A 23,418-nucleotide genomic window follows, 5' to 3' on the forward strand; every position below is an offset into this window, starting at 1 on the left:
AAGCCCGGCATGCCGAACGCGGCCGTCTCATGGATCGTTCCCGATCACGCGGACCGTACGCCCATCGGCGTCGACCACGCGGATCGGCTCTCTGAGGATGTCGTCTCCGCGGAAGATCGCACGACCGGGTGCGGGGGCCTCGACCGCTCCGGCGAGCGGTAGTCGGTATGGGTCGGCCAGGTCGGTATTCACCGAGTACCCGAGGTCGGCCAGCGACCGGATCGTGATCGCGCTCACGGGCTCCCGGACCCCGAGGACCTCGACGGCCGTCATGAGTTCCAGTCCGAATACTGACCGCCGCCAATGCCGGTTGTCCGCTCCGGAACGGCCGGTCGAGTTTTCAACCGGCACCTTGCGTCCACCTGTGTAGGCCGTGCCGCCCGCCTCGTCGAATGCCTGGATGGCCGCCCGCCCCGCAAAGTGCGTATCGAGCGAAAAGGAGGCCGTCGAAGAGTTCCGAAGCAGGAAGAAGCGCTCCCACAGCGTCCCCAGGCCCAAGACATGCGCCATCTCGTGCAGGACGACATCGAGCAGGTCGCCGCTCTCCTGCAGCCGCGCGACATCGGCGGCATCGAACCTCATTCTCCCCGCGACCGGCAATCCCGACGAAACCCGGACGATGCACGGTCCAGCCGCGGCGAGCGTTCCCCCTGGCCCGTCCATCTCGACGACCATCACCAGGATCACGAGATCGTCGATCAGTTGCTCTCGGATCAGCGGGTCCACGCCGCTGCACGTCTGCTGTCCCGGCGGGAGCCGGATGTCGCTCAGTTCCGTTTCCGCCAGAGTCGACATCCACCAGGCCGCCGCGTTCCGGAACACTGCCTCGTGCGCCTGCGTCAGCGTGTTCTGGAACTGGAGTTCGATGTTCAACAGACCAGTGGAGGGCCGCGCGACCGAAACCGCGAACGAGGATTCGACGCGGGCGTCCTCGGGATCCGCCGCCGCCACGGCGATCCTCGTCTCGCCCGGCCCCAGCGGACTCACCTCCAGCCGGCTTCCCAACACGACCGTCGACACAATGGCCGTATCTTCCGCCTCCGCTGTGTAGACGAGGGTGTCGCCGTCGGCGTCGGTGAAGTAGAGGGACAGGTCGACGGTGGCGACATCTCGCGTCGTGAGCGCCACATCGGGGATCGCATCCGTGGCCGTCGGCGGCCGGTTGGGCACCGTCACGTTGAAGACCTGCCGGGCCGCGAGGCCGTGTGGATCGGTCGCCGTCGCCGTGATCGTCGCCGTTCCCTGCGCCACCGCATCGATCGTAAGCACGGCCCCGGCCACGGAGACTTCGGCCGTGCCGGGGTTCGAGGTCACGGCGGAGTACGTGAGGGTGTCGCCGTCGGCGTCGGTGAAGTAGAGGGACAGGTCGACAGTGGCGATCTCTCGCATCGTGAGCGCCACATCGGGGATCGCATCCGTGGCCGTCGGCGGCCTGTTGGGCACCGTCACGTTGAAGACCTGCCGGGCCGCGAGGCCGTGTGGATCGGTCGCCGTCGCCGTGATCGTCGCCGTTCCCCGCGCCACCGCATCGATCGTAAGCACGGCCCCGGCCACGGAGACTCCGGCCGTGCCGGGGTTCGAGGTCACGGCAGAGTACGTGAGGGTGTCGCCGTCGGCGTCGGTGAAGTAGAGGGACGCGTCCAGGGTGGCCGTATGGCCGGCCTCAAGTTCGAGCGCGGAGATGGAATCCCTCGGCGCGGGCGCGCGGTTGGGCACCGTCACGACGAGCGTCTGCCGAGCCGAGAGACCGCCCGGGTCGTGCGCAGTCACCGTTACGACAGCTGTCCCCCGGGCCAGAGCCGCCACTTTCAGCGTGTCTCCGGTTATTGAGGCCGAAACGACGTCAGCGTTCGAGGTCTCGGCCGCGAGCGTCAGACCGTCCCCGTCCGGATCTTCGAAGTGAACCGAGAGGTCCACCGATGCCGAATCGCCCTTTGTCAATTCCAGTCCGGCGATCGTCCCCACCGCGACGGGCGCCCGGTTCCGCACCGTCACCGGGAAGAGCTGCTGCGCGACGAGTCCGCCCGGGTCGGTGGCCGCAACCGTGATCGTCGCCGTACCCTGGCCGCCCGCAATAACCGTCACCGTGCCGCCCGATACCGCGACGGTGACCATGCCGGCGTTCGACGTCGCGGCCTCGAAGATGAGCGCGTCCCCGTCGGGGTCGTGGAAGAAGGCCGACACGTCCACCGATGCCGAATCGCCCTTTGTCAATTCCAGTCCGGCGATCGTCCCCACCGCGACGGGCGCCCGGTTCCGCACCGTCACCGGGAAGAGCTGCTGCGCGACGAGTCCGCCCGGGTCGGTGGCCGCGACCGTGATCGTCGCCGTACCCTGGCCGCCCGCAATAACCGTCACCGTGCCGCCCGATACCGCGACGGTGACCATGCCGGCGTTCGACGTCGCGGCCTCGAAGATGAGCGCGTCCCCGTCGGGGTCGTGGAAGAAGGCCGACACGTCCACCGATGCCGAATCGCCCTTTGTCAATTCCAGTCCGGCGATCGTCCCCACCGCGACGGGCGCCCGGTTCCGCACCGTCACCGGGAAGAGCTGCTGCGCGACGAGTCCGCCCGGGTCGGTGGCCGCGACCGTGATCGTCGCCGTACCCTGGCCGCCCGCAATAACCGTCACCGTGCCGCCCGATACCGCGACGGTGACCATGCCGGCGTTCGACGTCGCGGCCTCGAAGATGAGCGCGTCCCCGTCGGGGTCGTGGAAGAAGGCCGACACGTCCACCGATGCCGAATCGCCCTTTGTCAATTCCAGTCCGGCGATCGTCCCCACCGCGACGGGCGCCCGGTTCCGCACCGTCACCGGGAAGAGCTGCTGCGCGACGAGTCCGCCCGGGTCGGTGGCCGCAACCGTGATCGTCGCCGTACCCTGGCCGCCCGCAATAACCGTCACCGTGCCGCCCGATACCGCGACGGTGACCATGCCGGCGTTCGACGTCGCGGCCTCGAAGATAAGCGCGTCCCCGTCGGGGTCGTGGAAGAAGGCCGACACGTCCACCGATGCCGAATCGCCCTTTGTCAATTCCAGTCCGGCGATCGTCCCCACCGCGACGGGCGCCCGGTTCCGCACCGTCACCGGGAAGAGCTGCTGCGCGACGAGTCCGCCCGGGTCGGTGGCCGCGACCGTGATCGTCGCCGTACCCTGGCCGCCCGCAATAACCGTCACCGTGCCGCCCGATACCGCGACGGTGACCATGCCGGCGTTCGACGTCGCGGCCTCGAAGATAAGCGCGTCCCCGTCGGGGTCGTGGAAGAAGGCCGACACGTCCACCGATGCCGAATCGCCCTTTGTCAATTCCAGTCCGGCGATCGTCCCCACCGCGACGGGCGCCCGGTTCCGCACCGTCACCGGGAAGAGCTGCTGCGCGACGAGTCCGCCCGGGTCGGTGGCCGCGACCGTGATCGTCGCCGTACCCTGGCCGCCCGCAATAACCGTCACCGTGCCGCCCGATACCGCGACGGTGACCATGCCGGCGTTCGACGTCGCGGCCTCGAAGATGAGCGCGTCCCCGTCGGGGTCGTGGAAGAAGGCCGACACGTCCACCGATGCCGAATCGCCCTTTGTCAATTCCAGTCCGGCGATCGTCCCCACCGCGACGGGCGCCCGGTTCCGCACCGTCACCGGGAAGAGCTGCTGCGCGACGAGTCCGCCCGGGTCGGTGGCCGCGACCGTGATCGTCGCCGTACCCTGGCCGCCCGCAATAACCGTCACCGTGCCGCCCGATACCGCGACGGTGACCATGCCGGCGTTCGACGTCGCGGCCTCGAAGATGAGCGCGTCCCCGTCGGGGTCGTGGAAGAAGGCCGACACGTCCACCGATGCCGAATCGCCCTTTGTCAATTCCAGTCCGGCGATCGTCCCCACCGCGACGGGCGCCCGGTTGGGCGGGGGCGGATCCGGATCCGGAGCCGTGGTCCCGTCGATGCACGCCGTCGCCAGCGCGAGCGTCGCCACGGCCAGCCACGCGATCGAAGCATGGGATCGGGTCATGGGATCGCGTTCAGGTGATGGGATCGGGGTCGCGGTGGGCGGTCGCTAGTTCCAGCGATACCCGAGGCGGGCATAGTAGAAGCCGCCGTTGGAGCCGAAGGGCGACCCCGGACCATAGCGGTTGCCGGAGAACGTCGCCCCCGGATTCTCCTGGGGATAGGTATTGAGGACGTTCTGCCCCCCTGCGGAAAACGTGAGCGACTCGCCGATCGACCAGGACGCTTCGAGGTCGACGAGATACTCACCGGGGTACGACCGGTCGTCCCGCGCATCGAACCAGCCGTCGTAGGAGCTCACGCGGCCCAGCAGACCCAGGCGGCCGAGCCGGTGCTTCCCCGTCAGGATCCAGCGCGTCGCCGGCAGGGCCTCCTCCAGCTGCCGTATTCGGGTGTCGTCCACCTTGTCGGGATCGAACTGCGTGACGCGCGTATTCGTGTGATTGACCGCGAAGCTGATCGACGTGCCGCCCCCGAGGGCCGGAGGCACGTACGTGGCGACGATGTCGATGCCCTGCGTGCGCGTGCTGAAGTCGTTGGTGAAGAAGCGGAACTCCTGCAGGTTCCGCGCGCTCACGATGCCTTCCTCGACGAGGCTGGTCTGTTCGTCCGGCGTGAGAGTGAAGCGCTGGGTCAGCGCGATCCGGTCGAACACCACGACGCGGAAGTAATCGGCCGTCAGGAGAAAGTCGCCGCCGTCCAGTACGGCGCCCACCGCGAAGTTGCGCGACTTCTCGGCGTCGAGCGGGACCCCGCCCTTCAGTTCGGCGACTCGCGAGGTGGAGGGGATCGTGCCGCTGTTCACCAGATCCCCGAGTTCCCGGTCGAACAGCGTCGACACGTTGAAGGCGTTCTGCTGGCCCGGTGTGGGCGCCCGGAAGCCCGTGCTCACGCTGCCGCGGAGCGCGAGTGCGCCGCTAAGGCCGTACCGCCCGGCGAGCTTGCCGTTCAGCGTCGACCCGAAGTCCTCGAAGTCCTCGAACCTCAGCGCGCCGCCCAGCGTCCAGCGGTCGTTCCGGTAGTCGTGCAGTTCGGCGTCCGCATAGAGGGCCGTGTTCGTACGGTGCCAATCGCCGGCCGCGATGGGGCTGAAGCCGGGGAACCCGTTCGATCCGGTGCTGAATCCCTGGGGTGCGAGCGGGCCCAGCGTCCAGGATTCGTCCTGTCCGAGCCCGATCGTGAAGTGCTCGTCCCGCCATTCCACGCCCGCGGCCAGATCGATCATGTCGCTGAGGGTGTAGGCGGCGTCGACGTGCAGGTCGATGTCCACCTGCTGGTAGAGCCCCGGATTGAACTCCACGGGCGTCGCCGGTCCGAGCGAGGCATTGACCGTGTTGAAGATGAAGAAGTCGACCTCGTTGGCGCCGTAATTGCCGCTGACGTCCCAGTGCAGCCGGCCGGCCTGTCCTTCGACGCCCGCCACCAGAGAGACGTCCGTCACGTCCGCGCCGAACTGGGGCGTGAAGCCGCCCGGGAACCGTTCCTGGAAAGTGAAGCAGTTGGGATCCGAGAGGACGTGCCCGAGCGCCGCCTGGTCGGGCAGCCCGTCCGTCACCCGGACCTCCGGACAGCCGGCGGAGCCGTCGAGGATGCCGTCCTGCGCGTCGAGCAGGTCGCCGATGAGCAGGGTCTCGCCGCCGTCGACGCTGAACACGCCGCTCCGGGTGTTGGGGTTACGGAAGAAGAATCCCCCGGTGACCCGCTGGTTCGCGTAGTTCGTGTGAGCGTAGACCTTGGTGCTGCTGCCGAGGAAGTAGCCGAAGTTGCCCCACAGCTTGAGATCGTCCTCGATCTTCGGCGCGCCCCAGATCTGGGCCGGGTCCCCGACGTGCGTGTTTCCGGCGGCGACGAGCAGCGCCGCGTCCCCCCGCTGCACGCTGCGGCTCGTCGCGTCCGAACGGCCGAACTCGGCGCTCAGGTTCGCGAACCCGGCCGCGCCCAGGGGCAGGCCGGCGTTGCCCGACACCGTGTAGCCCTCGCCGCCGCCGTCGCCGAAGCCGCCGCCGCGCACCTGGAGGGCGCCCCCCGAGCGCGCGTCCTTCAGATGGAAGTTCATCACGCCGGCGATGGCGTCGGAGCCGTACTGCGCCGAAGCCCCGTCGCGCAGGACTTCGACCTGCCGGAGCGCGATCGCGGGGATACTGGACAGGTCGGGGCCCTGCGCGCCATCGGCGACGCCGTTGCCGATCCAGAGGATGGCCGCCGCGCGGTGACGCCGCTTCCCGTTCACGAGCACGAGCGTGTGGTCGGGGGCCAGGCCCCGCAGGTTTGCCGGCCGGATGATCTTCGCCGCGTCGCCGGTCGCCTGCGGGTTGATGTTGTAGGAAGGGATCGTCGTTCTCAGGAGATCGCCGATGTCGGTGTCGCTCTGGTCCAGCAGTTCCGAAGGGGCGATGGCGTCGATGGGGACCATGGACTCCGTGGCCGTCCGCGGACGTGAACGGCTGCCCACCGCGACGAGCCCGGCCACGGAGATGACCGTTTGGACGAGGGGCACGTCGAGTTGCACGACCTCGCCCTCGACGATCGTGGCTTCGCGCCGCTCGATGCTGTAGCCCAGCAGGCGCACCTCCACCTCGACGGGGCCGGGCGGGAGGTTCGCGATATGGAAGTGTCCCTCGAAATCCGTAATTCCGCCGTAGCCGAGTCCCGGAAGGGACACCTGCGCCCGGGCCAGCCCCGAGCCCGTCTCCGCGTGCTGGACGATCACATCCAGCCCGCCCTGGCCGAGGGCCGCCCCGGGCGTCGCACCCAGCGCCAGAACCGCGACCAGCACACTATGCCGCATGCGATTCACTCCTTTGGAGGGGCGGACAGGAGGTCGCGCGTCCACGCCGCGACGTGCTCCATCTGACGCTCGCGTTCACCCGCCCAGCGCGGCAGCCGAAGGGCATTGGCGGCCAGAGCGCCCGCCCCGGCCAGCCCGATCACCACGGGCATGATCAACGCTGCGCCCTCCCTGCCTGCCGCAGTCATGATGACGGCGAGGATCAAGGCCATGACGAGACCGACGACCCCCAGGGCGGTCGTCTCCCTCGCGTCACCCTTCAGCGTACCGAGCCGCAAGCGGTGCCCGGCCGCCGTCTGTTCGAGGACCGCGTGGAGATTCCCGTTGCTCCATTCGCGGACGCCGCCCTCCGCGCTGACTTCTCCCTTTGCGTCGAATGTCGCCCGCAGTTCCGCGACGAGGAACTGCCATTCGCGCTCCGTGGCCTCTCTCGGCAGATCGGTCACGCGACCCGCGGAGATCGGGAAGCCCAGCAGCTTCCGCCGCGGAAGGGCCGCCGCCCGCGCATCCAGCGTTGCGGCCGCGCGGGCGACACGCTCGGCGGAAAGCCCGACCTCGAGGCCCACCGCCTGCAGTTCCCCCAGCGTGAGACCGCCGTCGATCGGTGCTACGGATGCAGGCAGACTCGCGGGGCCCTCCCGTGCGGCGTCCGCGAAGATCTCCCTGACCTCGTCTTCTCCGTATCTGCGCTGGCTACCCATTGCGGGGGGGAATCTGCGACCGCTCGGCGGACAACGCGATAGCCGGGGACGGGCAGGGGGGGAGGATGACAGGCCGCCCGGACCTGCGCAGGTTGTCAGGGGTACTCCCGGCAGATCCTGAATCAGCGGACTCAGAGCGGACTCAGAGCGGAAGGAGCGGCGGTGAGAGCGACACGGTGGCTGATGGGACTGGGTGTGGCGACCCTGCTCGCGACTCCCGCGACCGCCGCGGGGCAGACCGCGGTACGGCAGACGGCATTCGGGATCAAGGGCGGCGTGACCTACGCGGATGCCGCCTTCTACGACCAGTTCACTTCGGTCGCGCGCGCACGCACGCTTGTGGGTGCCTTCGTGACACTACCTCTGTCCGACCGTGGGACGATTCAGATCGAGGCGCTCCATATCGAGAAGGGCTTCGCCACGACCGGGCTCCACGAGGAGGGGTCCACGACGACGATGTCGTACCTGGATTTCCCGATTCTCCTCCGGTTTCGATTGACCCCTCAGCCCTCCCGGGTAAGCCCCATTCTCATGGCCGGGGGATACTGGGGGCATGAGGTGGCCTGCCGCAGCATCGGGGGCGTGGCGAGCTTCGAGGAGAGTGAGAGCTGCGAGGGTCGATTCGAACTGCGCGGCGTCGCGGACGTGGGCCTCACGGTCGGCGGAGCCGTGGAGGTTGCGGTGACGGGCGGGTGGTTCGTGCTGGTCGACGCCCGCTATCACGTCGGGCTGCGCAACCTCCATTGGGACCCTGCATCCGACGGATCCAACGCCCGCAACTGGTCAGCCCTGGGCGGCGTCGGACTGCGGATCGACCGCTGACAGCCGCGGGCTGCTAAGGCTCGAACTGCTGGCGTTCGGCGGGCGGCGGCGTGACCGGGAAGGCCTTCACCGCTTCGACGATCCCCCGCGCCGCTCTCTCCGGCGCGTCCAGAATGACGCTTCGGTCCCTCGCGCTCGTGATGAACCCCGTCTCGATGATGACGCCGATCGTCATCGGATGGAGGGCGTGTTCATAACGGCGGTAGTTGAAGGCGTAGTAGTTCCGCATGCGCCGCGTCTCGACCGGCAGACCCCGAAGCCCGGTCGCCGCGCCGTACTTCTCCCGCAGCAGTTGCGCCATCTCCGGTGCGCGTCCGGTGGCGTCGCGCCGCGGCGAAGCGACGCGGTAGCCCGACGCCTGGGGACTGTCGCTTCCGTCCGCGTGGATCGCGATGAACAGGTGCGCTCGGTAGCCCGGCGGCACAACGGCGGGCAGGATGTCGACCTCGTAGCCGAGCGCCTCGAGGTCCGCCGCCGCCAGCCGGGCGATCGCGAGGTTCGCTTCCCACTCCGCCGTCTCCCGCCACACCGTCCCGTTGTACTTGATCCGGCGGAGCTCGCGGGGGGCCTCGTCGGCGCGCCAGTGTCCGGCCTGGAGCCCGACCTTGATCGGGCCGTCGGGTGGTTCCCACTCGTCGGGGGTCGGGATCGGGCCGGGATAGCGGTTGTAGTCCCGCCACGCGCGCCACCTCGCGCTCGCGTCGCTTTCCATTTCGCGCTCGACGGAGCGAGACGGCTGGGCGCTGACGCCGGGCGCCTCGAATGTGGCGAGGAGAACGACGACGGCCGTGAGTATCGTCAGCTTCAAATCGAGATCTCCTCCGCAAGCACGAGCCCGGCGGGTTGAAGCCTCCCTCGCCGGGCACGATCCTTGACGCTACCGGCGCCGCCACCGGCCGGCAACACTCGGGGGGGAAAGTCAGATGATCGCAGCGGCGGTGCGACGGATACAGGCGCGGCTCGAAACGCTGGGCCACTACGGGGGCGAGATCGACGGGCGCCGCGGTCCGCGAACGAACGGTGCGGTGGACGCGGCGCTGGAAGACCGGGACGCGGAGTTGCCCTCGGGCTGGCGCAACTGGTCGGAGAAACGCCGGACGGTCGCCTACCTGCAACTCTGGTGTCACGAGGAGGGGATCGATGCCGGGCCGGTCGACGGCTGGTGGGGGCCGCAGACCGACTTCGCATACGGCGCGCTCGCCGAAACGCTCGAGACCCGGCGTCCGCCCGCCAACTGGCGCGACTTCGAGCCCCCGCGCCTGAACCCCAACGCATGGCCGTCCCAGTCGCCGCAGAGCGAGATCGAGGCTGTGTTCGGTCCGCGCGGCGTGAGAGACGGATTCACCCCTCCGCTACGGCGTGTCGAGTGTCCGTGGAAGCTGAAGGTCGCCTGGAACATGAAGGCGACGACGCGCAGGATCACGATCCACGAGGCGTGCGCCGACAGCCTGGGCCGGATCCTCGCCAACGCCTGGGACCACTACGGCGGGCCCGAGATCGAGCGGCTGCGTCTGGACCTGTACGGGGGCAGCTACAATCCTCGGAAGATGCGGCGCGGAAGTCGCTGGTCGACGCATTCCTGGGGGATCGCGATCGACTGGGATCCGGGCCACAACCAGCTCGACTGGGGCCGGGGACAGGCGTCGCTCGACGGCCCCGACTACGGGGACTGGTGGCGCTTCTGGGAGGAGGAGGGCTGGGTCAGCCTCGGCCGGCACCGCAACTTCGACTGGATGCACGTGCAGGCCGCCCGCCTCTGACCCCCGCCCGGCGTCACTCCACCAGGGCTCTGAAAGGTGCTCCGGTCCCTGCGAACATCCTGATCGCGATCCCTTCGTACTCTTCGACGAGGCCCCGCATCGGCCCCGCTCTAGTGGGCTGTTTGTCGAATCTGTTCTGGAACTGCTCTCCCACGAGAACGTATTTCCGAACTACTGATAGCTTCTGGCCATACTCTACCGCGCAGACGCGTCGTAGGTAGTCCAGGATCGGCATCGATCGCCGAAGCTGTTCCCTGTACTTGCGAGCGATCCCGATCGTTGTCTTCATCTCCAACAGGACGGCATAGTGACGCTCATCGTCGTCGAGCCGAGCAACGAGCAGATAGTCGCAGATTCGCTTCCAGTCTCCACCATCGGCCAGCCCTTTAAGATGCTGCGTTGCTCTCATGTTGATCACCGTCGCGGACTCGGGAAGTCCCGAAATCGTATACGTCATGGGCCTGTCCCGTTCCGGTTGATCCTCGAGTAGCTCGATTGTTCCGCTGGCCACCTCCGTAAGAAGCTCGTCCTTCAATACGTTCCTCAGCTGCGCGGAGAGGTTCATGCCGTCAGGAATTGCGAGACTCATGGGCTTCCAACGCCGCTGCAAGCGTGTTCGATGTCTTGTTGATGTTGTTGATCGTCGTGTCGAAGACCGGCATGTCGATTCCGAAACGGTCGATGCGAGCCTCGACAAGCTCGCGACTATCGGCCACGTAAGCCCGAACCGAGGCGCCGGGTAGCGCATCCGCTTCAACGTACTCCAGTGTCGCTGCCGTCGCTTCGTCATTATCCACGAGATGGCTCAGCATGATGAGGTTGTTGATCTCTTTGATGAGATAATCACTGTGTGTGGTGATCAGGACCTTGATGCCGATACGAACGAGCCGGGACAGCAGGCGGGCGAGCTGGATCTGGTTCGTCGTGTCGAGATGACTCTCGGGCTCGTCCACGATGAGTAGGTGGTTCTCGTCCGCGACATACTTGAGGAAGAAATAAAGGTCTGACAGACCCCGTGCGGACGACGACGCAAGATGAAGCGGAATCTCAAACTTGTGATCTCCCCGAGTCTTGGACTTGAATGAGATGTCGTCTCCAGAGGCCTTATAGTATCCCTCCATCATATCCTTTATTTCATTGAAGATCCTGTGGCTTGAAAGTGGACCGAGCTTCTTGCGGAGATCGGGCAAGCTTCGCGTATAGTCGATATTGTCCTTGATCGGAAGTGCGTACCGGCTAGTGCTCCGGTCAATAATCAGATATGGCGAAATCCTGGCACGATCTTCTTCGGTATCAATTTTCTGGAGCAGGTCGACCAATTGGCTCTTTGCGAAGTCGAGTTCCTTGTAGAAGAGAGAGATGCCGAAGCGCTCGGCTGAGAGGATGAAAGCCTCGGGAAAGGTGGCGCACAGGAGACGGTGATAGAGATGTGAGATCATATGTGTTAGGCGTCGGGAGCTCTCATCACTACCGGTCCATCGGACGGTCATGGTTTCGGATTGGTACTCAATCGACAACCGTCCCTTTCTTCCGGTTCGCAATTCGAGAGGTGGAAGAGAGTCGGGAAAGGGTTCGGTGATGTCGACGGTCATTGCAGCATTGCGGAACGTGCTCGCCGACGAACTGAACACGGCGGGAAGCATGGCTTCGGAGAAGTGGGCGGCAAGCACCTTGAGCATCTGCGTGCGTACCCTGTGCAAGTCCCGGGGAGCGACGGTATGAAGAGCCTCGCCGGTCGCAGACGCGGTCTTGGCGAGTTCCCGAACGTCGGGAAGACGATCCGCTCCGGCGACCGTGCGAATGTCACGATACGAATCGCCAAGAAAAAAATCCTCGGCGCCGGGCCAAGCATACCAGGCGTCAAGGAAACCATATAGGGCATACGTTACGTACGTCTTCCCCGTATTGTTGCGACCGGCGATGATAGTCAGGTCGCCGAGCGTGATTTCGGCGGCATCGACGGGGCCGATGTGGTGGAAGCCAAACCTCATCCGAGCAACCTCCATCGGGCGTGCGCGACATCCGTTAGCGTGGAAGGAATGGTAGTCTTTGCGGGACGCGGGGGCGAACGCGGGGGCGGCCGGGCGCGACGGAGTTGGGTGGGATCAGCGGCATCGCAGGCCGGGGTTCGCCGGGAGGTCCTCCGTGGCGGAAGCGGCCAGCGCGTTGAACAGGAGCTTGAACGTGTTGCGCGGCTGCCCGCGGAAGTGCGGCCGGAAGGCGAACAGCACGACCTGCCCCCTGCCCACGCCCACCTGCGCGGCGGCGGGGTAACCCGCGAGCACTTCTTCGCCCCCCAGCGTCCAGCCGCTCACCAGGAAGTCGGAGTCGGCGTAGCACACCGGCGTCGAGACACGCGCCCCCGCGGCACCCCCGCTGCCGGTCCGCTCGAGCACCTGGCTGCGGGAGAACAGCGCCGCGGCTCCCTCGTCCATCCCGTAGCCGAGCGGGTGGGAGGGGTCGACGCGGAGCCGGATCACCGAGCCGGGGATGAAGAATTCCTGCGAGGAGAGCCCGCGCGAACGGTTCCTGAACGGAAGACCGAACGTCTCGATCGCGTAGTCCACGGACTGGTCGAAGGCGACCAGCCAACCCCCGCCTTCGACGAAGGCCCGGAGGGCGGCGGCGCCTTCCTCGCCCAGCCCGCCGGTGTACTGCGGCGGCATGTCAACGGGGGCATGTCCCCGCGCGATCCCGGCCGCGCCCTGCGAGGGCAGGAGGATGACGTCGAAGCGCGACAGGTCGCCGGACCGCACATCGGCGTCCCACACGTTCTCCCACTCGAAGCCGTACTGGTCGAGCACCCACCGGGTCCAGCCTTCGGGCATCGCGGCCTGCCACGAGCGATAGATCGCGACGCGCGGGGTTCGCGCGGGGGCGACCGCGTCGGAGGGAAGGGGGTCGGACATGCCCGTCAGCGTGAGCCCGTGCTCGGCCGCCATCGTGCGGGCGGCAGCGGCCGGGAGCCCCGGGAGCCAGTACGACCCGGCCGGGATGTCACCGTCCGGCGTCGACAGCGCGCGCGTGGTCCGGAACCGCTCCGCACCGCGGCCGGCCTCCGTCGCGAGCCCGCGGTACACCCAGTTCGAGTTGCCGTGCAGCGCGAACCCGGCCGCGCCCTCGCCCCGCACCTCGCCGATGTCGGCCGCGACCTCCCCCCATTCACCGGCCGGCATGTCGAACGGGCCGTCCACGTTCGCCACCTCCAGACCCATCTGAAAGCGCAGCTCGTACCCCGTCATGTCGTAGGGCGGCTCGGGCGGGCCGCCGGGATACTGGCGCCGGTCCGGGTACTGCTTGGGCTCCATCAGGTCGACCACGTAGGGACGGAAGGCCTGGGGCGGAATCACGTACGACCCCGCGGGGAAGGCGACCTCTCCCGCCGATCCCGCCGCTCCCGCCGAGAACGGCTCCGAGGCGCGCAGGAACTCGATCCCGGACTGCGACATCAGATTCATGAACTCGACGACCGACCCCGGGTCGTGCGAGGCCGCGGGGTCGAGCACGTAGGCGAAGGGTCCCCCGTCCGCCGCATTGCCCCGCTCGATCTGGCGCCGGCCCATCCGGTAGTGGTTGAACAGGTATTCCCCCTTGAGCTTGGCGCCCATGTCGGCCACGGCCTTCGCCGCGGTCATCATGTAGTCCATGGCGTCGCGGAGGTGCCAGCAGCCGCCGAGCCAGGGGTTGTTGTAGTTCGTCGACGGCGCCTTCGCGGGCAGGTTCCCGGCACGGGCGCCGAAAGTGTCGGGGATCTCGTCCTCTTCATAGCAGCGGGGCGTCGCGTACCCCGCGCCGGCGGTCTCCGTGAGGAACCCGAGCATGTTGTGATAGTCGGGGCCGCCGCGCATCGACCCGTTCCACCACAGGTCGAACACGATGTCGCTGTTGACGCCGGGCTTCCCCTCCTCGTCGAACCGGCGTCGCATCGAGTGGCCCATCTGATTGATCGAACTCACGACCAGAGGGTCCAGATTCGGGCTCACGGGGTTCTCGAACGGCGGCATCCAGATCCGGCCGGGGAAGGGGCTCGACTGGTGCTGGTTGTAGACGATCTGCGGGAACCAGTTGTGATAGAGCTGCCGCGTCACGGCCTGCGTCTCGACCTGCGTCAGCATGTACCAGTCGCGGTTGTTGTCGTGCCCGATGTAGTGATGATAGAGCTCGGGGACGCGCGCCATCTCGAACTCGCCGCCCACATTCGACATGTACCAGTCGGCCACGATGTTGAGGCCGTCCGGGTTCATGTTCGCCATCAGCAGCACGATCGCGTTGTCGCGGATCCGCCGCGTCTCCGGCGACTCGTCCGTGACGAAGTGGTGCGCCATCTCCGGCATCACCTGGCCGTGCGCGACCTCGGTCGCGTGCAAGCCGCCATCGATCCACACGACCGCGACACCTTCCCGCGCCAGCGCCCTGGCCTCTTCTTCATCGAGGACCGATCCGTAGCCCTCGTCCGGATCGCGCGCGTAGGCGAGCGTCCGCGTGATCTCCTTCAGACGCTCCATGCGGCGGAGGTTCGCGGGCGACGAGATCGCCGCCAGATAGAGCGGCTCTCCGCGTGTGCTCTCGCCGATCTGCTCCAGCACCATGCGGTCGGTCGATGCGGCGAGCGCCTCGAAATAGGCCTTGATCCCGTCGTAGTTCGTGAGCTTGTAGTCCTCGCCGGGCGCGAACCCGATGACGTCGGCGGGGGCCGGCACGTCTCCGGCCCCGCCACCGGCATCCGTCGCGCAGGCGCCGAGGAATACCGCCCCCAGCGTCATGGAGCCGAGGGCCAACGACCGCCACCGATGTGAGATCATCGTTCGCATTCTGTCACCTTCGTCTCTCGAAATCCGCGTCCTGGGTCCATAGGACCGCATCCTCCATCCGGCTCGTCGCCAGGATGATGCTGTCGGTCAGCGGCAACCCCTCGTCGACGCTCAACGCGGCGGCGGCCACGGCCAGGTCCCCGTCGAGGTCGACTACCCGTCTCCGTCGCGGGGGACCGTCGTATCGATGCCTCGAAGGAAGCCCCGCGCCGCCTCGATGGGCTCCAGCGGAATCAACTCCACTCGTCCCTTGAATGTTCGTCAGTTGGGGATCACCCGGACGACACGCCCATGCCGGTCGACCACGGTGATGGGTCCCCTGAGGACATCGTCGCCGTACGGGATCCTCCGGGAGGGGGTGGCACGCGCTCCACCGGTCGAACCCGGCACCCGGTAGATCTCGGCCAGCCCGACCCGGACGGAGTACCCGAGATCCGCCAGGGATTGTACGGTGATCAGGCTGAGCAGGTCGCGTTCGCCCGCCTCCTGATACGGCGTCAGCAGTTCATGGCCCATCACCGATTCGCGCCAGTGCGAGTCGGCCGCCCCCGGCCCGGACGCGTTCTCGACGGGCACTTTCTCGCCGTCGTCGTAGCTCGCGCCGCCCCGGGCGTCGAATGCCTCGATGGCCAGTGGACCCGTAAAGTGCGTGTCCGCGTCCGGATCGTGAAGCGAGGGGTTCCGGAGCAGGCCCTGGCGGGCCCATACCGTGCCGATCCCCAGGACGTGGCCGATCTCGTGCAGGATCACTTCCTCCACGTCCTTCAGGTTCCCCTCCGCCTCGAGCCGCGCCAGGTCGGCCGCGTCGAACTCGAGTGCGCCGAGGAAGGGCAGCTGCGACCCGTCACGGATCCCGCACGGACCGGCCCGGGCCAGGGTGCCGTCCTCGCCGTCGATCTCCTTGACCGAAGCCACCATGACGATGTCGTCCACGGTGCCGATGCGCTGGTCGGAGTGGATGTTCCAGCACCCCGGCGACATGTCCTGTCCGAGGGGCACGTCCGGCAGCTCGGTGTCCGCCAGGATCGCCGACCAGAAGTTCACCGCATCCTCGAACGCCTCCGCCTGCGACTCGGTCACCTCGTCCAGCAGGATGAGATCAATGTCGAAGGGTCGGGAAGCGGCCTCTCTCACGATTACCCGGAAGGACAGCTCCGCCGTCAGCCCCGGCGGGTCGGCCGCCGTCAACGTGGCCATCGTGGTTCCCGGACCCACGGGGGTCAGCGTCATCGCGCCGCCTTCGACGGTCGCCGTGACCACCCCCGGATCATCGGTGCCGGCCGTGAATTCCAGCTCGGCGCCCTCCGGGTCACGGAAATACGCTGACGCCGCGAGCGTCGTTACGGGGCCGTCTGCCTGCAGCCGCTGGGGCGCCACCTCGCGCTCCGGCACGGGCGTGCGGTTCGTGCCCTCTCCGAACAGGATGAGGGGGTCCCCCAGTCCGATCTCGAGGCCGGTGACGCCCGCGGGCACCAGAGGGGCAGGGCCCGCGACGACCTGAGCCTCGCTCTGGCCGCCGCCGCTTGCCGTAACCGTGACTTCGGCGCTCTGCTCGCTCCCGGCCTCGAGGTCCGCCACCTCCGACGAGAGCCCCCCCCCCTGGACCGACAGCGGAACCTCCATCCGAAACGGCGCTCCCGCGGCCAACCGGATCGCGACCCGGGCCGGGCTCGCGGCTCGCGGGTCGGAACTGTCGGTCCTCTCGACTTCGAGTGCGAGCGGGAAGGGAGCCCCCGGATTCCCGGCCAGGAGCAGTGTGTCGAGGCTGGGCAGGCCGACGAACATCCGTTCGGGAAGCGTCGTCAGCCGATTCTGGTCCAGTCGCAGCACGCGCAGGGCGGAAAGGCCCGAGAGCAGGCCCGCGGGCAGCTCCGCGAGCCGGTTTCTGTACAGGCGCAGCGTCTCCAGACGGGTGAGGTCGGCGAACACCCCCGCCGGCAGTGCCTCCAGCGCGTTCCGGTCCAGCCGGAGTTCGGTGAGCTGGGCCAGGCCCGCGAAGACCCCCGCCGGGAGCGCCTCGAGTCCGCTGTCCTGCAGGAGCAGGCTCTCCAGGCCGGAAAGGCCGGCGAAGGCGCCCTCCTCCAGCGTCCCGATGCCGCCGTTGCCGAAGTACAGCCACGTCAGGCCGGAGAGACCGTCGAACACGCCTTCCTGCAGCGTCTCGAACTCGTTGCCGCCAAGGTTCAGCATCTTCAGAGCGGCGAGCCCGGCGAAGGCGCCCGCCGGCAGGGCGGCCAGCGCGTTGTCGCGCAGATCCAGACTCTCGAGCGCGGGGAGTGCCGAGAAAGCGTCCTCGGACCACGTCGCGAGGGCGTTTCCGCCCAGATCCAGCGTCTTCAGGCGGGAGAGCCCCGCGAACGCACCCGCCGGCAGGGTCTCGAAGCCGTTGTTCCGCAGGCGCAGCGTCTCGAGCCTGGCGAGGTCGGAGAAGACGCCCTCCGGGAACGCGGTGAAACCGACCTCGGACAGGTCCAGATTTCTCAGGTTGTAGAGGCCGGAGAGGTCGCCCGGCCGGAGCGTCGGGAGCTCGGTTCCCGAGAGGTTCAGAGTCGTGATCCCCAGATGTTCGCTGGAGACATCCGAGCAGCTGGCGGCGCGCGTTCGCACGACCAGGGCGTCGCGAATATGAGGCGTGCGGTCACAGACGCCCTCGCGGATCGTGACCGGAGCCGAAGTCACCGCGCCGAGCACGTATCCCGCACCCTCCGCCGGCGGGTCCAGCGTGAGGACGAAGGCTTCGCGGGCGGGTTCGATGTCCGGGTCGTCCCGGATCGTGATCCGGACGTCGACGGCGCTGGTCCCTGCGGGGAAGGAGACCGAACCGCTCGCGCGGTAGTCCGCCGTATCCGCATCGGCAGTGGCCGGGTCGTCGTCCATCCCGAGCGAATATCTCACGGTGACGGGAGAAGTGGGTGCGGGATCGAGGCGGAACGGCACGATGGCGTCCAAGCCCTCGGACGCGTCCGGAGACCGCGCCTCGAGCGTCGCTACCGGAGTCCGGACGGGTGCGGGCGCCGGCTCCGTAGTGCCGCCGTCACACCCGACCATCCCTAAGGTGAAAGCGAGCGCCGCCCTTCCGTTTCGCATCAGCCCCATGACCTCGACATCCTCAGATCCTCGTGAGCGAAGGCGGATTCCATCAGCGCGATGCTCCTCGCGGAAGCCCCCGAACCGGCCGCCTCGGCCCGCCAGCCGGAGACCGCTTGCGCCACCTCGCCGCCGATCCGCTTCGCCTGCCCGAGATCGATCCCATAATACTCTGCCGTAGGCAATGCGCGGTCCAACGAAGCCGTTCCGTCATACTCGTCGATATGGGTGCGCAAAACGCGCGGGCGGATGTGCGTGGGGGTCGGGTTCAGGTCGTAGGCGGGAGAGAGCCGCCAACCCTGGCCATCGTCGTACAGGAATCCGTGGTTGCGAAGGTGGTCTTCGGTGTTCGAGACGAGGATGCTGAAGACGACCCTTCTCCAGAGTTCGGCCAGACCGCGCTTCGCCGCGACTCCATGGCGCCGAAGGGCGTCCGCGATCTCCAGATAGGACCTTTGCTCGCGGTCGTCGGCCCCCAGCATGCTCATCGCGGATAGAAAGGGCACCCGACGGGCGCCCTCACGATCGAAGCGCCGCAGGATCAAGACGCGCTGCTCGCCGACCTGCTCGAGACGCCAATGGGGAACTTCGATGCCAGCGCGTCGCGCCAGCGAGAGGGCGACGCCTTCCCAGAGCACGATGTCGTATTCGTCCGCGGCATGGGGGAACTTGGCGATGGCCAACCCGCCTCCGCTGTCCCTCACGGCGGCCTTCGGCCGGGCGCCCCCGAGTGAAGCGCCGGGCCCGAGCAACAGCCGCAGGTCGTCATCCCCTTCCTCCTCGCGCGTGAACCGCGTCGAGGCGGCCAGTAGCCGTTCCAGATCGACCAGGGGCGGGATGCGTCTCGCCCGAGGCTCGGCGAGGAAGGGTCCGTCCGGGTCGCTCGAAAACCTGAGCGCCCCCATGCGCAGTTCGTCATCCACGCGGAGAAGGAAGTCGGACTCGAACAGGGTGCGGGGTGCGCGCCCGTCCCGCCGGGCACGTCGAACCTCGTCGCGCCGCAGCAGGACGCGTCCCCAGCGGTCCGGCGCGGAGTCGCCGATCGATCCAAAGAGCGCCCGCCGGGTGTGAAACGGACCGGGCCCGAGCGCCAGCGCCGGCTCGAGCGCGAATCGTCGCGGGTGGTTCAGCCAGTCCGGATCGTACTCGAACGACGCGCTCTCGCGGCCGCCGCGAACTCTGACCCGGAGTCGTCCGACGAGGGTCGGCGTTCCGTGCAGGTCGAGATGGACCAGGATCCGGCGCTCCACGAGACGGCCTCAGTCCCCCCTGCGGGCGCGTCGCGGGCGCGGAGCGGGATGGCGGACGCGCTGCGGCAGGTGCTCCTCGAGCAGGTCGAGCCCAAGGCCGTCCCGGCTGCGGTCGGCCAGTTCCGCCAGGCCGTCCTCCATCCCGAGGACGAAGAGGACGGTCGCGTAGTTGCCCATCGAGACGCCGGGATCGCCGCGCTCGATCTTGTGCAGCGTGGTGCGGCTGATCAGCGCCCGTTCCGCCATCGTCGTCGCGCGGATGCGACGGCGGAGGCGGGCGTCCCTGATGTCCGAGCCGAGCTTACGGAGGAGTCGCCGAACCGGAAGCGGCAGCGTCCCCTGAATGCGCTTCTGCATGTTACTGACCATGATAATGGTGTTTGCATGACATACCGTACATCATCATGGACATTATTTCAAGTCTAAAGCACCGTACGCGCGCGCCGCCTCCTCGGCGCTGACGTAGCCGTCGAGCACGTCCTCCCGTACCAGTTCGGGTGGCCGCCGGGAGGGGTCTCCGAGGCCGCCTCCCCCCGGCGTCTCCAGCACGATCCGACACCCCGGAGGCACGATCTCGCGACCCTTGGGCCGGAACTCGCCCACGCCCGGCACGTGGACCCGCCCCGCGGCCCCGTCGCCGCCGCCGTCGCGGCCGCGGGCCGGGTTGCGCACCCGCTCGAACATCTTGGAGACGGCGAACGCTTCACCCGACGCGTGGGAGATCTCCATGACCTGGCCGAGGCCCCCCCGGAACTCGCCGGGGCCGCCGGAGTCGGGAATGTACTCCTTCTGCCAGAAGATGAGCGGCGCCACCGTCTCGGTGATCTCGATGGGTGTGCTGCGGACGCCGGAGGGGAACGCCGTCGCCGAGAGCCCATCCTTCCCGGGGCGGGCCCCGGTGCCCCCCGCATGAAAGGGGTTGACCACGAAATGCTCGCCACGGTAGATGTGCGGACCGGTGAGGCCCGGCCCGGCCATGATGACGGGATTCCACAGGCAGGACGCGCCCTCCGCGGGCACGGATCCGGGGTCCAGCGCCTGTTCCAGGCAGCCCAGCACCACGTCCGGAAGCATCTGCCCGATGGCGTGACGGGCTGAGACGGCGGCGGGCGGGGGCGCGTTGAGGAGCGAACCGGGCGGGGCGGAGACCGCGATCGCGGCCAGCGATCCGGCGTTGTTCGGGACCTCGGAGCCCACGATGCAGCGCACCCCGAACGAACTGTAGGCGCGCGTATACGTGACGGGGACGTTGATGCCGCGCGATGACATGGGCGACGTGCCGTCCCAGTCGATCCGGATGCCGTCGGGGCCCACGCTGAGGGCGCACACGAGATCGAGGTCCTCGTCGTAGCCGTCGATTCTCATGCGGTTCCGGTACGTGCCGGGACGGAGGGCCCGGATCCGTTCCTCCATCGCGCGACGAGACGCGGCGATGATCATCTCCGCCAGCGGCGCCAGGGAATCGATCCCGAACTCCGTCATCATCGCCACCAGCCGCTCGCATCCGGTGCGGTTGCAGGCGGCCAGCGAATAGAGGTCGCCCTGGGCCACGTCCGGGTCGCGCACGTTGGCCCGGACCAGTCGCATGAGCGTCTCGTCCACCCGGCCGCCGCGGATCAGGTATCCGATGGGGAGGCGGATCCCCTCCTCGAACACCTGGTTCGCGTCCGCCCCGAAGCCGCGCCCGCCGACGTCGGCGATGTGACTCGTCGCGGCGAAGAGCGCCACCGGACGGCCGCCCAGGAACGCGGGCGTGACGACGGTGAAGTCGTTCAGGTGCCCGGTCCCCTCCCACGGGTCGTTCGTGATCAGGACATCGTCCTCTGCCAGCGTCTCCACGGGGTGGTCCCGGAGGAAGAACCCGACGGACGCGGCCATGGCGTTGACGTGGCCGGGCGTGCCCGTGACGGCCTGCGCCAGCATGCGCCCGGAGAGGTCGAACACGCCGGCGGAGAGGTCGCCCGCCTCGCGCACGGGGGTTGAGAACGCGGTGCGCACGAGGGTCCGGGCCTGTTCCTCCACCACGGAGAGCAGCCGGCTCCACATGATCTGGTCCTCGAGGGCGGCGATGCCCGCGCCGACGCCGGATGCCGCCGCCTGCCGCTCGACGAGGAGGTGGCCGCCGGCCAGCACCCGGGCCGCCCAGCCATCCGGGACCACCGTCGTCGTCTGGTCCTCGGCGATCAGCGCCGGGCCCTCGACGCCCGCCCCTTCCGCGAGCCCCGCGCGGGTGTGGACGGCCGCCGAGGCCGACTCTCCTCCGGGTCCATCCCACAGTTCGGTCCAGCGCTCGGGCTCCGGTTTCTCCGCGGGTCCCGTTCCGGACTCTTCCACGGACCCCGTGGACGTTCCCGCGGGAACGTCTGCCGCCGCGGGGGTGCTCACGACGAGCGTCCAACTCAGGACCTCCACGTCGAGTCCCGGAATGGTCCGTCCGTACACGGTTTCGTAGCCGCGGTCGAACGCTTCGCGCAGGGCCGCCGCGTCCTCGACCCCCTCGGGGAGGTCGACGCCGATCTCGTGGCCCTGGCCCACGTAGCGCATGTAGGCGCGCGCCTTCTCGCTGGTGGCCGCCCCCGGCGCTCCTCGCGAGACCACGGCCACGGCCTCCGCTCGCATCTCGACGAACGCCTCCCGCACCGCACCCGGTTCGAAGCCCGACAGCCGCATGTAGCGGCTGCGCACGACCTCGTAGGAGATGGGGGCGAGGAGGAAGCCCACGGCCGAGCCCACCCCCGCGTCGGCGGGGACGAGGAAGCGGTCCACCTCCAGCTTGTCCGCCAGCCGCGCCGCGTGGATCGGCGCGGAGCCCCCGAAGGCGATCAGCGTGCGGCCCGCCACCCCTTTCCCCCACTCGATCGCGTGTGTGCGCGCGGCGTTGGACATGTTCTCGTCCACCATCTCGCTGATGCCGAGTGCGGCGAGCGTCGGGTCGAGTCCCAGCCTCCCACCCACGCGGGCCTCGACCGCGGCCGCGGCCCGCCCCCGGTCGAGAGCGATCGAGCCCCCGGCGAAGAGGTCTGGATCGATCCGCCCCAGCACGACATCGGCGTCCGTCACCGTGGGCTCGTCCCCGCCCCGGCCGTACGCCGCCGGTCCCGGCTCGGACCCGGCGCTCGCGGGCCCCACCTGGATCCGCTTGAGGTCGTCCACGCCGGCGATCGACCCGCCCCCGGCTCCGATCTCGACCATCTCGATCACCGGGATCCGAACCGGAAGCCCGCTCCCCTGCTTGAAGCGGTAGCTGCGGGCGACCTCGAACGTCCGCGAATGGAGCGGCTGCCCGCCATCGATGACGCACAGCTTGGCCGTCGTCCCGCCCATGTCGAAGGAGAGGACGTCGCCCAGATCCAGTTCCCGGGCGAGGTGGCTGGCCAGGATCGCGCCCCCCGCCGGCCCGGACTCCACCAGACGGACCGGTGCGCTGATCGCGGTCTCCAGCGTCGTGAGCCCCCCGCCGGAGGTCATGAGGAGGAAGGGACACGCGAGACCCGACTCGCGGAGCAAATCCGCGAGCCCCCGCAGGTAACGGGCCATGAGCGGCTGCACGTATGCGTTCGCGCAGGCCGTCGACTGGCGTTCGTACTCCCGCACCTCGGGGCACACGTCCGAGGCCAGCGTCACCGGCAGCCCCGGCCGCCACTCGTCGAGGATCTCGCCGATGCGCCGCTCGTGAGATGGGTTGGCGTAGCCGTGGATGAGCCCCACCGCGACCGCCTCCACGCTCTCGGCCCCGAGCGTCGGGAGTAGCGCACGCACGGATCCTTCCTCCAGCGGCACGAGGACGCGGCCGCGGTGGTCGACCCGCTCCACCACCGGGAGCCGAAGCCGACGCGGGACGAGGGGGGGAGGGCGGTCCACGCCGATGTCGTACTGCTCGAAGCGGTTCTCGTGCGCCATCTCCAGAGCGTCGCGATGCCCCGACGTCACGATGAGCGCGGTGCGGGCGCCGCGCCGCTCGATGATGGCGTTCGTGGCCAGCGTGGTGCCGTGAATGACGAGGCTGACCGCCGAGGCCGGGACCTCGGCGATCCCCAGGACCTTGTGCACCCCCTCGAGGACGCCGCGTTCCGGGGCCGCGGTGGTCGTGAGCACCTTCGTCGTGACCAGCCGCCCGCCGGTCTCGAGGGCTACGTCCGTGAACGTCCCGCCGATGTCGATGGCCAGCCGCGCCCGGGCCATGGATCCGCCGCTCACCCGC

General features: G+C 68.6%; 13 protein-coding genes. 2 read left to right on the top strand and 11 right to left on the bottom strand.

What is annotated here, in order from left to right; all coding sequences use genetic code 11:
* Positions 1–27 precede the first annotated feature (27 nt).
* Genes ACN9M6_RS13285 through ACN9M6_RS13295 form a run of 3 tightly spaced genes read right to left on the bottom strand, consistent with a single transcriptional unit; the run spans position 28 to position 7,487 of the window.
* A complete protein-coding gene (locus ACN9M6_RS13285) occupies positions 28–4,002 on the bottom strand; it encodes an Ig-like domain-containing protein (protein ID WP_419163370.1) in 3,975 nt (1,324 codons plus the stop codon).
* Between the two features lie 45 nt (positions 4,003–4,047).
* Positions 4,048–6,786 (bottom strand): TonB-dependent receptor, encoded by a 2,739-nt coding sequence (locus ACN9M6_RS13290; RefSeq protein WP_419163371.1) that lies wholly within the window; start codon positions 6,784–6,786, stop codon positions 4,048–4,050.
* A gap of 5 nt (positions 6,787–6,791) precedes the next feature.
* The gene (locus tag ACN9M6_RS13295) at positions 6,792–7,487 is read right to left on the bottom strand and encodes a hypothetical protein (RefSeq protein WP_419163372.1); all 696 of its coding nucleotides are present in this window, start codon (positions 7,485–7,487) and stop codon (positions 6,792–6,794) included.
* Between the two features lie 162 nt (positions 7,488–7,649).
* Here ACN9M6_RS13295 and ACN9M6_RS13300 point away from each other — a divergent pair, with 162 nt between their 5' ends.
* Positions 7,650–8,309 (top strand): porin family protein, encoded by a 660-nt coding sequence (locus ACN9M6_RS13300; protein ID WP_419163373.1) that lies wholly within the window; start codon positions 7,650–7,652, stop codon positions 8,307–8,309.
* Between the two features lie 13 nt (positions 8,310–8,322).
* On the opposite strand, the gene ACN9M6_RS13305 is transcribed toward ACN9M6_RS13300, so the two are convergent.
* On the bottom strand, positions 8,323–9,117 hold the full coding sequence (locus ACN9M6_RS13305) for an N-acetylmuramoyl-L-alanine amidase family protein (protein WP_419163374.1): 795 nt from the start codon (positions 9,115–9,117) through the stop codon (positions 8,323–8,325).
* Between the two features lie 115 nt (positions 9,118–9,232).
* Here ACN9M6_RS13305 and ACN9M6_RS13310 point away from each other — a divergent pair, with 115 nt between their 5' ends.
* A complete protein-coding gene (locus ACN9M6_RS13310) occupies positions 9,233–10,069 on the top strand; it encodes a M15 family peptidase (RefSeq protein WP_419163375.1) in 837 nt (278 codons plus the stop codon).
* A gap of 13 nt (positions 10,070–10,082) precedes the next feature.
* On the opposite strand, the gene ACN9M6_RS13315 is transcribed toward ACN9M6_RS13310, so the two are convergent.
* The 7 genes from ACN9M6_RS13315 to ACN9M6_RS13345 all read right to left on the bottom strand — a co-directional run bounded on the left by ACN9M6_RS13315 (position 10,083) and on the right by ACN9M6_RS13345 (position 23,414).
* Positions 10,083–10,658 carry a hypothetical protein gene (locus tag ACN9M6_RS13315; protein ID WP_419163376.1) on the bottom strand — a complete coding sequence of 192 codons (576 nt, stop codon included), beginning with the start codon at positions 10,656–10,658 and terminating at the stop codon, positions 10,083–10,085.
* Positions 10,639–12,060 (bottom strand): AAA family ATPase, encoded by a 1,422-nt coding sequence (locus tag ACN9M6_RS13320; protein WP_419163377.1) that lies wholly within the window; start codon positions 12,058–12,060, stop codon positions 10,639–10,641. The genes ACN9M6_RS13315 and ACN9M6_RS13320 overlap by 20 nt, the downstream gene beginning before the upstream one ends.
* 114 nt (positions 12,061–12,174) lie before the next feature.
* Positions 12,175–14,871 carry a M14 family metallopeptidase gene (locus tag ACN9M6_RS13325; protein WP_419163378.1) on the bottom strand — a complete coding sequence of 899 codons (2,697 nt, stop codon included), beginning with the start codon at positions 14,869–14,871 and terminating at the stop codon, positions 12,175–12,177.
* A 270-nt stretch (positions 14,872–15,141) separates the two neighbouring features.
* Positions 15,142–17,976 (bottom strand): leishmanolysin-related zinc metalloendopeptidase, encoded by a 2,835-nt coding sequence (locus ACN9M6_RS13330; RefSeq protein WP_419163379.1) that lies wholly within the window; start codon positions 17,974–17,976, stop codon positions 15,142–15,144.
* A complete protein-coding gene (locus ACN9M6_RS13335) occupies positions 17,967–19,217 on the bottom strand; it encodes a type II toxin-antitoxin system HipA family toxin (RefSeq protein ID WP_419163380.1) in 1,251 nt (416 codons plus the stop codon). The genes ACN9M6_RS13330 and ACN9M6_RS13335 overlap by 10 nt, the downstream gene beginning before the upstream one ends.
* 9 nt (positions 19,218–19,226) lie before the next feature.
* Positions 19,227–19,574 carry a hypothetical protein gene (locus ACN9M6_RS13340; RefSeq protein WP_419163381.1) on the bottom strand — a complete coding sequence of 116 codons (348 nt, stop codon included), beginning with the start codon at positions 19,572–19,574 and terminating at the stop codon, positions 19,227–19,229.
* A 54-nt stretch (positions 19,575–19,628) separates the two neighbouring features.
* Positions 19,629–23,414, bottom strand: coding sequence for a hydantoinase B/oxoprolinase family protein (locus ACN9M6_RS13345; protein ID WP_419163382.1), 3,786 nt, complete (start codon positions 23,412–23,414; stop codon positions 19,629–19,631).
* Positions 23,415–23,418 lie beyond the last annotated feature (4 nt).

The organism is Candidatus Palauibacter sp., assembly GCF_965197445.1.
Taxonomy (GTDB): Bacteria; Gemmatimonadota; Gemmatimonadetes; order Palauibacterales; family Palauibacteraceae; genus Palauibacter.